9 protein-coding genes and 1 pseudogene are annotated in these 10186 nt (G+C 62.9%); 5 read left to right on the forward strand and 5 right to left on the reverse strand.

What is annotated here, in order from left to right; all coding sequences use genetic code 11:
• Window positions 1-148 precede the first annotated feature (148 nt).
• The 5 genes from ACE04F_RS24410 (at window position 149) to ACE04F_RS24430 (ending at window position 2533) form a co-directional block, all read left to right on the forward strand.
• Entirely contained in the window at window positions 149-445 is a 297-nt protein-coding gene (locus tag ACE04F_RS24410; RefSeq protein WP_486110267.1) for a DUF5629 family protein, read from the forward strand.
• Complete coding sequence (locus ACE04F_RS24415; protein WP_486110268.1) at window positions 432-1607, forward strand: lactonase family protein; 1176 nt, start codon at window positions 432-434, stop codon at window positions 1605-1607. Before ACE04F_RS24410 ends, ACE04F_RS24415 begins: the two co-directional genes overlap by 14 nt.
• A gap of 156 nt (window positions 1608-1763) precedes the next feature.
• Window positions 1764-1943 carry a hypothetical protein gene (locus ACE04F_RS24420; protein ID WP_018611529.1) on the forward strand — a complete coding sequence of 60 codons (180 nt, stop codon included), beginning with the start codon at window positions 1764-1766 and terminating at the stop codon, window positions 1941-1943.
• Window positions 1944-2113: 170 nt separating this feature from the next.
• A complete protein-coding gene (locus tag ACE04F_RS24425; protein WP_305500469.1) occupies window positions 2114-2239 on the forward strand; it encodes a hypothetical protein in 126 nt (41 codons plus the stop codon).
• A 114-nt stretch (window positions 2240-2353) separates the two neighbouring features.
• Window positions 2354-2533, forward strand: coding sequence for a hypothetical protein (locus ACE04F_RS24430; protein WP_486110269.1), 180 nt, complete (start codon window positions 2354-2356; stop codon window positions 2531-2533).
• A gap of 141 nt (window positions 2534-2674) precedes the next feature.
• Here ACE04F_RS24430 and ACE04F_RS24435 read toward each other — a convergent pair whose 3' ends face one another.
• The 5 genes and pseudogenes from ACE04F_RS24435 to ACE04F_RS24455 all read right to left on the reverse strand — a co-directional run.
• Window positions 2675-3277, reverse strand: a complete 603-nt coding sequence (locus ACE04F_RS24435) for a glutathione S-transferase (RefSeq protein WP_486110270.1) — start codon at window positions 3275-3277, stop codon at window positions 2675-2677.
• Window positions 3274-6915, reverse strand: coding sequence for an AAA family ATPase (locus ACE04F_RS24440; protein WP_486110271.1), 3642 nt, complete (start codon window positions 6913-6915; stop codon window positions 3274-3276). Before ACE04F_RS24440 ends, ACE04F_RS24435 begins: the two co-directional genes overlap by 4 nt.
• Window positions 6912-8156 (reverse strand): exonuclease SbcCD subunit D C-terminal domain-containing protein, encoded by a 1245-nt coding sequence (locus tag ACE04F_RS24445; protein WP_486110272.1) that lies wholly within the window; start codon window positions 8154-8156, stop codon window positions 6912-6914. Before ACE04F_RS24445 ends, ACE04F_RS24440 begins: the two co-directional genes overlap by 4 nt.
• Window positions 8157-8314: 158 nt before the next feature.
• Entirely contained in the window at window positions 8315-9952 is a 1638-nt protein-coding gene (locus ACE04F_RS24450) for a BatD family protein (protein WP_486110273.1), read from the reverse strand.
• A pseudogene (locus ACE04F_RS24455) lies at window positions 9949-10186 on the reverse strand (hypothetical protein); the annotation flags it as partial. The gene ACE04F_RS24450 and the pseudogene ACE04F_RS24455, both read right to left, overlap by 4 nt.

Below are 10186 nucleotides of genomic sequence, written 5' to 3' on the forward strand. Positions count from 1 at the left end.
GGATTCACATTCACCAAAAATTCCCTGTGGGAGCGGGCCTGCCCCCCAAAGCGATAGGTCGGCGAGCACCGCTTTCGAACCTTATGGCCCAAGCCCCACTCTGACATTGGGTTATCATGCCGCCTTTCCCAATGACTGACTGATCGCCATGACTGCCCCGACCGACACTCTGCTGCAAGCCCTCGAACACTGCGACATGCTGATCATCGACGGGCTGCACGCTTTCGATTTTTCCCTCGACGAGCAGGACCAACTGCACGTCGAATGCATGAACGGCCGCACTCTCGAGCATTGGCGCTTCACGCCGGCACAGAGGCAGGCCGCGACCTTCAACACAGCCTCGAAACATTGGGTCATCACCAGTGATTCGGGCGATCACCATCTGGAATGCGTGGAGGCGACCAGCGGCCACGACGACGAGGACTCCGAGCATGAAGATGCGTAGTTTCTGGCCATTGCTGATGGCCGGCAGCGTGGGCGCCATGGGCGTCCAGGCAGAAACCACCGAGCACTATCAATTGCTGGTGGGCTCCTACACGGCGGACCAGAGCCAGGGCATCTACCGCATGCAGTTCGACAGCCGGACCGGCCAGCTCGACGCCAAGCCACTACAAGTGATCAAGACGGACAACCCGTCCTGGTTGACCCTTTCCAAGGACCTGAGCCGGCTGTTCGTGGTCAATGAAAACGGCCCGGGCCAGAAAGATCCGGTGGGCAAGGTCAGCAGCTACGCCGTTGACCCCAAGACCCATGAACTGAGCCTGATCAATCAGATGCAGTCCCTGGGCAACGAGCCCACTCATTCCAGCCTGAGCCATGACGGCCAGCATCTGCTGGTGAGTAATTATTCCGTTCTGGAAAACCCGGGCGGCACCTTGGTCGTGCTGCCGGTGGAGGCGGACGGCAAGCTGGCGCCGGTGGTGCAATCGGGCAGCCATCAGCCGAGTCGGGTCAACCCTGAGCGGCAGAAATCGGGGCATGTGCATTCCGCCGTGCCTTCGCCGGACGGCCAGTATGTGTTTGCCAACGACCTGGGAGCGGACAAGGTATTCGTCTACCGCTACGACCCGAAAGCCAACCCCGAGCTGCCGCTGACGCCTGCCGATCCGGCGTTCGTGCAGTTGCCGCCAGGCAGCGGGCCGCGTCACCTGCTGTTCAGCAGCGATGGCAGGCACGCCTGGCTGACCATGGAGATGACCGCCCAGGTTGCGGTGTTCGATTACCAGGATGGTCGCCTTACCCAGCGTCAACTGGTCGACCTGGCCGCCGGCAAGCCCCAGCCGGGTAAAGCGGCGGCGGCGCTGCATGCGTCCAGGGATGGCAAGTTCCTGTACGTCAGCAATCGGGGCACCACCAACGAACTGGTGGTGTTTGCCATCGACCCGGCGGCTGGCACGCTGAAAGAACTTCAGCGGCGCTCTGTCGAGGGCGACCACCCTCGGGAATTCAGCCTCGACCCGAGTGAAAAATTTGTTCTGGTGGCCAACCAGAAGAGCAACCAGATCGTCGTCATCGAGCGTGATCCGAACACCGGCCTGCTGGGTAAAACCGTGCAGAAGCTGGCAATGGATGCGCCAAGTGATCTGAAGTTCATGGTTCGTCAATAACCCGAAGGTCCCGATCCACGGGGCCTTCGCCGTTGTATCAACGAGACTGATAGTCGCTAGTATTACAAAGCATTTCAAGACGAGACGCCTCGGCGCGTAAGTTTGCTTCAAGGCCCCACCGGGCAAACCAGCCAACTGAATCCGAGGACTACCGCCATGAATCTGAATCTCTTCTCCGTTATTGCCGCTTCCGCTATCTCCGCCACCGTGGCATTGCCAGCCAGTGCCAGCATCGAAATCAGCGACAAGAAAAACCGCACCCAGAGCTACACCGAGAAATACCTGCAACAGAGCGCCAACTTCTACGCCGCGCTGGACCACAAGACTCAACACTGAACCACGCTGATCCCTGAAGCCTGCGATCTTTTCATTTCCTGCTGGATGCCCGCGGAGAGAAAAGATCGCAGGCTTCGTGCGTGGGCTGAAAATCCCATTGTGATATCACATGGCCATGTGTTTAAATTTGACGCTAGTTAATTGACTCCTTACCAATAAGGATCGACATCATGGCGATGCGTCTGGCAGTGATGCTGCTGTTTCTTTACTCCACTCCAATTGTCTCGGCGGCCCAGCCCATTCCCGGAGAGCTGGAAGTGGCTCGCGAGCGATTGTTGAGCTTGGTCAACGACTGATCTCAGGGCTTAATAAATCAATAATCCTGATGGTGACTATGCATATTCGTCGCTATTCATAACGGTTTATTTGATTGATTCTGTGGGCATCGAAACATGCCCACGGAGAACCCCATGGCCCGCGCAATCCTTTCTTCCGCCAGACACGGCGCTTACATCGCCATCGGCCTTTACGTGGCATTGGTGCTGGTCGTCAGCGTTGGCGCCCAATACCAAGGCTTCGTTGATGCATCGCTGCATGCGTCGGTTTCCACTGTCGCCGCCGAACGAGGCGCAGGCAAAGGGGCTGCATGATCTACGCGCTTTTGTGGCGAGGGAGCTTGCTCCCGCTGGCCTGCGCAGCAGGCCCATTCGGTCTACACCCAAGGCGTCTGCTGCGCAGCCGAGCGGGAGCAGGCTCCCTCGCCACAAGAAGCGCGGTCGCAAGAACATTTTCTACTTGGTCATGATCGCTACGAACAGCTCGGAATCCAGGCGTTTCTGCAACCAACCTTGCAGCCGCGGATAGGGCGCCTGGGCAAACCAGTCGCGATCGACGTGGGCGAACTGGCGTATGAAGGGCATCACCGCCACGTCGGCCAGGCTTTGATGCTTCGCCGCCAGGAACGGCCGGGTTTCAAGCAGTCCTTCCAGTTTGCGCAGAAAAACTTCGCCTTCGCTGCGGTAGTGTTCCTGTGTGTATTCGAGATGCCGTTCCGGGTATTTGTAGCGGTTCAGGTGAAGCTTGAATACCTGGTCGTTTTCCTCGATCAACGCTGCCATCAACGCCTGGGCCTTGGCATCGTCCCGCAGCTGCCAGTCCTGCGGATCGTGTTGGGCCAAGGCCCAGTTGATGATCGCCAGGCTTTCATCGATCACCTGGCCATCGACTTGCAACACCGGCACCGTGCCTTTGCTCGACAGTGCGAGCATCTCGGCGGGCTTGGCCTTCAGGCTGACTTCGACGATCGTCAGTTCGACCGCGCTGTAACGCAACGCCATGCGTGCGCGAATGGCGTAGGGGCAGCGGCGGAAGGAGTACAGCGTGACGCGGCTCATTTCACCTCCAGCGTGCTAAGCCCATTGCCCTGGCGACGGACCTGGATCTGCACTGGGATTCGCTCGTGCATTTCCTGCACATGGGAGATGACCGCGACCTTGCGGCCTTGGGCCTGCAAGCCGTCGAGGGCGTCCATCGCCAGTTGCAGCGATTCGGGGTCGAGGCTGCCGAAGCCTTCGTCAATGAACAACGATTCGATTCTCAGCGTGCTGGACGCCATCGAAGCCAGGCCCAGCGCCAGGGCAAGGGAGACCAGGAAGGTCTCGCCGCCGGACAACGAATGCACCGAGCGCAGTTCATCGCCCATTTCCGTGTCCATCACCAGCAGGCCAAGCATGCTGCCGCCGCGCTTGAGCCGGTAACGGCGAACCAGTTGGCGCAACTGGGCGTTGGCATGGTGCACCAGCAAGTCGAGGTTGTACGCCTGGGCCAGTTTGCGGAAGCGGTCGCCGGTGGCCGAGCCAATCAAGGCGTCGAGGCGCGCCCAGCGCTGGTATTCGGCATAGGCCTGCTCGATCTGTCGGGCCAGGGCCTGATTGGCGTGCTGCCGACGCTGGTCTTCAGCCTGTTCGGCACGCAACTCGGCGCAGCGTTGTTCGCTGGCGGCGAACTGCTCCTGCAGTACCGCCAAGGCTTGGGTCAATTCTTCAGGCGGCAGGTTGCCGTTGTGTTGGGCCTGGTGGTTGTGCAGGCGCTGCTCGCGTTCGGTGAGCAGGACACGGGCCTGCTCGATGGCTTTTTCACTGGTGAGCAAGCGTTGCCGCAATTGACTGACCTGTTGCTCGTCGAGGTTGAGCAGGGCAACGAGCGCGGCGTCGTCGAGTTCCGGATGAGACGCGCGCCATTGGGCGATGCCGGCGGCGAGCGTCTGCTGTTCGGCCTCAAGCGACTGGGCCTGCTCATGCCGGGCCTGGAGCTCGGCAGCCAGTTGCACGAGGGTATTGCGCAACTCCTGTAACTGCTGACCGGCCGCGGCCTCGGCATGGCGGGCCTGTTCCAGGGCCTGGTCGAGTTGTTGCTGCCATTGTTCGGCACTGGAATGTTCGCCCAGCAGTTGGCTGAGCTTTTGTTGGCAGGCCAGCTGTTGTTCATTCAGTGCATTGAATTGCTGCTGCGCCGCTTCGAGTTGCTGCACGCGAGTCTGCTGGCGGTCCTGCTCTTTCTCCAGGGCTTGCTGGCGTTGCAGTTGTTCGCCAAGTTCTTCGCGTTGCTGTTCCAGTTGCGCCAGGCGCTGGGTGATCCGCTGGTCGAGTCGCATGAACGTCGCGGCGGGATCACTGCGCAGGGCCTGCAAGGTATCGGCCGGCAGCAGCGCACTGAAATGCCCGAGCTCTTCGTCCAGGCGCTGGCGGTCGCGGGCCATTTCCTGTTGCTGGTTGCCCAGGCGCAGTGACGCCTGCTGGCTGGCGGTTTCCGCTTCGCGCAGTTGCTGCGCCAGGCGCGCGGCGTCCTGTTGCAGGGTGAGCAGGGCGGCCTGGCGTTGTTCGTCCTGGCTGATGCGCAGGTTCAACTGGCTGTTTTGCTGGGCCAGCCAGGCGTCGCGCTGGTCTGGAGCCTGAGCCAGCAACTGCTCCGACAACGGATGGGCTTCGAGGCTTGGCGCGAGGCTTTGTTGCTGGGCGGCGAGTTGTTCCTGTTGCTGTTTGAATTCCTTGAGCTGGGCGATCACCCCACTGTATTGCGCGCGCAGGTCGATGACTTTTTCGTTGAGCAGGTCGACGGCTTTGCGCGCGTTGGCCTCTTCACTTTCATCGAATCGGCCGAGACTTTGCAGCAGCGCTTCGGGCTGATGGTATGGATGCTCGACGCTGCCGCACACCGGGCACGGCTGGTTGTCCTGCAACTGTTCGCGCAGTTGCTCGACGCTTTCACTGCGGGCCAGGCGCTGGCGTTCCAGCAGTTCACGGGTGACAGTCAGGGTCTGTTCGGCAATGGTCAGCTCGGCCTTGGCTTCGCCGCCTTCGCGCACCAGCCGGTCGCGCTCCTGCAAGGCTTGCTGCTGGCGTTGCTCCAGCTCCGCGCTGCGTTTATCCAAGTCTTTCTGGCCGGCCCAAAGCCGGGTCAGTTCTTCGAATGCGCGCAGTTGCTTGCGATTGTCTTGCAGCAGGTTGCCGAGCAGCTGGATCTGTTCCGCCACCGCTTGCGGTTCGGCGCCGGCTTCCTTGTAGAGCACTTCAAGGTTTTGCCGGCGGCTTGCCAGATCCTCGGCGGCGCGAGTGGCGCTTTGTTCCAGCAGCGCGAGTTCGTCCTGGCCCTTGTTCAGCCGATTGCCGATCAACATCAGTTGTTGCAGGCGATCGCGGTAGGCGGACCAGGCATCGCCCAGCGGTGCGAGATCGGTACTTTGTTCCAGTTCGCCGGCGATCCGTTGCAGGCGCTCACCCACCTGTCGTTGCTGTTCGAGCAGGGTGTCGATGCTGCGCTGGCCGTCGGTGCAAGCCTGTTGGACCTGTTGCAACTGTTCGGCGCCTTGGCCGGTTTCCCTGGCCAGGCGGGCGAGGCTGCTTTGTTCATCGAAAGCCTGGCGTAGCAGCGGTGCGTTGTCCGCGCTCTGCTGGCGAGCCGCGGCCAAGGCCAATTGCGCCACGCCCAGGCCTTTTTCCAGTTCGGCCTGTTGTTCATGCAATTCGACTTGCTGCTGGGTCAGTTGCTGGATCCTGACCGCCAGCGGCTCCAGCTGACGGTCCAATTCTGCCTGGCGGATGAACGGGTGCCGTTGGGGCGCCAGTTGTTCCAGGCGTGTCAGTTTCAGGCGTTCGTCGGCCAGCGCAGCCCAATCGACCTGGGCCTGTTGCAGTTGTTCAGCGGCACTGGCCTGTTCGTCCTGCAACTGGCGCAGGTCCCTGAGCCAGGTGTGCTGCTGTTCCAATTGCTTGAGCTGTGCCTGCTGGGTCTTGAGCAGTTGCTGGGCGTCGTTGAAGCGCTGGTCCAGTTCGGCGCGGGCTTCGGTGGCCAGCGGCGTGACGCCGGTGGCCTGGTCCTGCAACTGCTTGTGGGTTTCCCTGGCCTGCTTGGCCTTGTCGAAGGCGCGGCGGCCCAGACGCGTATACAGGGCCGTGTCGGTGAGCTTTTCCAGCAACTCGCTGCGGTCGTTGTCGTCGGCCTTGAGAAAGGCGCTGAACTCGCTCTGGGCCAGCAGCACGGCGCGGGTGAACTGCTCGAAATTCAGACCCAGGGCGGCTTCGAGCTGGGTCTTGTATTCGCCTTTCTGGCTGGCCAACAGTTGGTCATTGTCCAGGTCGCGCAGGCTCTGGCGGCTGGCCTGCAGCTTGCCGCCGGCTTTTTCCCGGGCGCGATTGGCCTCCCAGCGAGCGCGGTAGCGGCGCCCGTCGATACCGCGAAAATCCACTTCGGCATAACCGTCGCCGGTGCCACGGCGCAGCAGCGTGCGCGGATCGCCCGTGGCGATCTCGCCGTCGGCATCCGGTACCTTGGCGTCACGACCGGTGTTGTTCAGGCGCGGCACCGCACCGAACAGCGCCAGGCACAAGGCATCCAGCAGCGTGCTCTTGCCGGCGCCGGTTGGGCCGGTGATGGCGAACAGGCCGGCGCTGGCCAACGGCTCGGCGGTGAAGTCGATCTCAAATGGCCCAGCGAGGGAGGCGAGGTTCTTCAGGCGGATCGCGAGGATCTTCATGGCTGCTCGCTCTCCATCTGCACGTCTTGCAACAGCACGGTGAAATCCTTGAGGGTCTGTTCGTCCACTTCGTTGCCGTAGGTGTCCTGCCAGGCACGGCTGAACAGTTCCTGCGGACTGAGCTGGTCCAGCTCGACCAGCGCGGCGCCGTCCTCGACGCTGCTGGAGCCGCCAATGCCGGCATACTCGGCGGCGATGCGCACCAGGCGCACGGCTTTGCCTTGCAATGCCGTCTCCACTTGCTGGCGCAGGTCGGGCTGTGGCTCGTCGAGGCGTACTCGAACTTCCAGCCAGGGCTGGCGCTGCACGTCCGCCAGCAGGTCGATGTCCGGTAGGTCCTTCAATTGCAGGAGGATGTCGGCCAGCGGTGCCGGGCCCAGGCGCTGCAGGTTGACGGCGCGGGGAATCAGCCGAGGTTCGACGTTCACCAGGGTTTCGCCGTCCAGGGTGACGTCGAGGATCTGGTGCTGGTAGCCGATCTCGGAGAACGACAGCGGGATCGGCGAGCCGCTGTAGCGGATGCGTTCTTCGCCATTGACCTTCTGCGGCTTGTGCAGGTGGCCGAGGGCGACGTAGCTGATGCTCGGGCCGAAGAGGCTGGCGGGCAGCGCTTCGGCATTGCCGATGATCAGGCTGCGCTCGGAGTCCTCCGATACCGAGCCGCCGGCCATGTGCGCATGGCTGACGGCGATCAGCGCCTGGCCTTTCTTGCGCTTGTCGTTGGCAGCGGCGATCAGCCATTCATGAACCTGGCCGATGCCGCGCAGGTAGTCATCCCCCAGCTGCGCGCCGGTGACTTCCGCCGGCCGCAAGAATGGTAGTGCCAGGCACCAGGCGCGGACCTTGCCCTTGGCATCGGGTAATGGCAGCAACAGACGCTCGACGTCCAGTTGCCCATCATCCAGCCACAACACCCGGCCCAGGGCGTGGGTGCGCAAGCGCCGCATCAACGGTGCCGGCAGTTCGATACGCGAGCCGGAGTCGTGGTTGCCGGCAATCATGACGATGGTCAGGTTGGCGTTCTGTTCGTGGGCGCTGACGATGAAGTCGTACAGCCGCTCCTGGGCTTTGACCGGCGGGTTGACGGTATCGAAGATATCGCCGGCGATCAGCAGCACATCGGGCTTTTCGCTGCCTAGCTGACGCAGCAGCCAGTCGAGGAAACAGGCGTGTTCGAAGTCGCGATCCTGGCCGTGGAGGTTTTGCCCCAGGTGCCAGTCGGAGGTGTGAAACAGACGCAAGGCAGACTCCAGAAAACAGACGGTGGCCGCGGGAGGAGAGGCGGCGCAAAAATGCAGAGTTTACTGGGAAACGCGGAGCAGGGGCTGCCCAACTTTGTCGGATTGACCAGCGCTGCTCTTGTGGCGAGGCCACAAAAGCCGTGCGCAACGAAACCGGGTTATTTGGGGTAGAGCGGCGGCAGGCTCGAATCACTGGCAGCGTCTGGCGTTCCTTCCAGAGGCGGAATGGTCCGGATCGCCCGCCACAGGTCTTCACCTTGCCAATACTGGCCGGTTTCGCTGTAGAGGGCGCCGTTCAAGCCGTCGAGGGCGTCGGACAGCGGCACGAAACGCGCCGCCATGTCGGCCAGGGTTTCCGGCTGCTGCCGGGCCCAGGCATCCAGCGCCTGGCGGGTGGCGTGCGAGTCGTTGGCCAGGCAGGCACGCTTGAGGTCGTCCAGCAAGGTGCGTGGGCTCGGCCCGGCCTGGGCCGAGCGCAGGATCGCCGGTTGCCAGCGCGCGCGCCACCACAGGCCGAAGCCGAGCAACGTCGTGCAGGCCAGGATCAACGTGCTGAGTTGCCAGTACCAGAGGGTTTCGCTGTCGATAGTGGTGACGATCTGGGTGGTGCCTGCCGGTGTGTCGACCATCAGGCTTGGGTTGTTCGCCACTTGCAGGGTCCGGGCCGGCAGGCTGGTGCGGTCCAGATGATCTTCCAGGGTATTCCACCAGACCACTTCCACCGGCGGCAGCTCGATGGTGCCGCTACGGTTGGGCACCAGGGCTTCGCGGTCTTCACGGCTGCCGACCAGGCCGCGCTCGCTGCTGCGGCTGCTCAGCACCGGCTGGTCGGGGTAGCGCCGCAGGCCGTTGATCTCGGTAGGCGGAAGCGGCGGCAGCTGGGCGCTGGTCAAGCCTTCCGCCTCCAGGGTCAGGCTGCGGGTCAGCGAATCGCCGACCTGGCTGTGAGTCGGTTCCGGGCTCCAGCTTTCGCTCAAGGACAAGCTGCGCGCCGGCAGCCAGGGGAGGTCGGCCGGATAGCTGGCGGGCTTGGGCTTGACGCTCAGTTGCAGTTGCGTGGAGCTGACGCGCATCAACTGGCCGGGTTTGGCGCCCGGCGCTGCGTTGCCTTGGGCCGTTGGTTCGACCAGCGTGGCGCTGAAGGTCTGGGCCGGGATGGCCAGTTCGCCGCTGCGCTGCGGGTAGATGCCGTAACGCAGTTCGATGACGCCGTGGCGCACATCGTTGATGACTTTTTCATAGGTGCGCGATTCACCCAGTTGCTCGGTGCGCGCATCGGGAATGTGCAGCGGTGTGAGGCTGCTGTCGTCATACAGCGACACCGAATGGTAGATGCGCAACGTCAGGATGGCCTGGGCCTGCACGTACACATCCCGCTGGTCGAGGCTGGCTTCGATGAACACCGGCGCGAGGGTGCCAGAGGCGTTGCGGGTTTCGCTTTCGATCACCTGCAAAGTAATCGGCTGGCTGCTGACTTCGCCCAGTTGCAGTGGCGGGATCACCACCGTGCCGCTCTGACGCGGCAGCAGCGTGACGATCCAGCGCGTGGTAGCGCGATTCTCGCCGTCAAGGGTGGTCAACTGGTTGACCTGGCGGGTGCCGCGCACGTCAAACAGTGCCTGGAGCGGGCTCAGGTCAGGTTTGCCGAACAGCGTGGCATCGTTGGATTCCAGCGTCAGCTCGACGGTCTCCCCGGAGTTCAGGCGACTGCGGTCCACGCTGGCAGTCAGCTGCGCGGCCTGGGACCCGGCAGCCCAGAGCAGCAAGACGAGGAGATAGGCGGTGAAGCGGGTCATTGGTGTTTTTCCTGAGCCTGGTGGCTTTGCTGTTCATACCAGAATTTTCGCCTGAGCAGTTCGCCCGGATTGTCCGGAATCTGGCGCAGCCATTGTTCCAGGGCCTGGCGCTGTTCTTCGGCATTGCGCTGGCCCGCGGCCGGGCGCAGCGGCGGGGTGGTGGTCTGCTCGTCGGGCAGTTCGCTGCCGGGCACGTCCTCGGCGCGGGGCGGTGGGGGGGGGGACGCCGGAGAT

Source organism: Pseudomonas sp. AGC41, assembly GCF_057334555.1.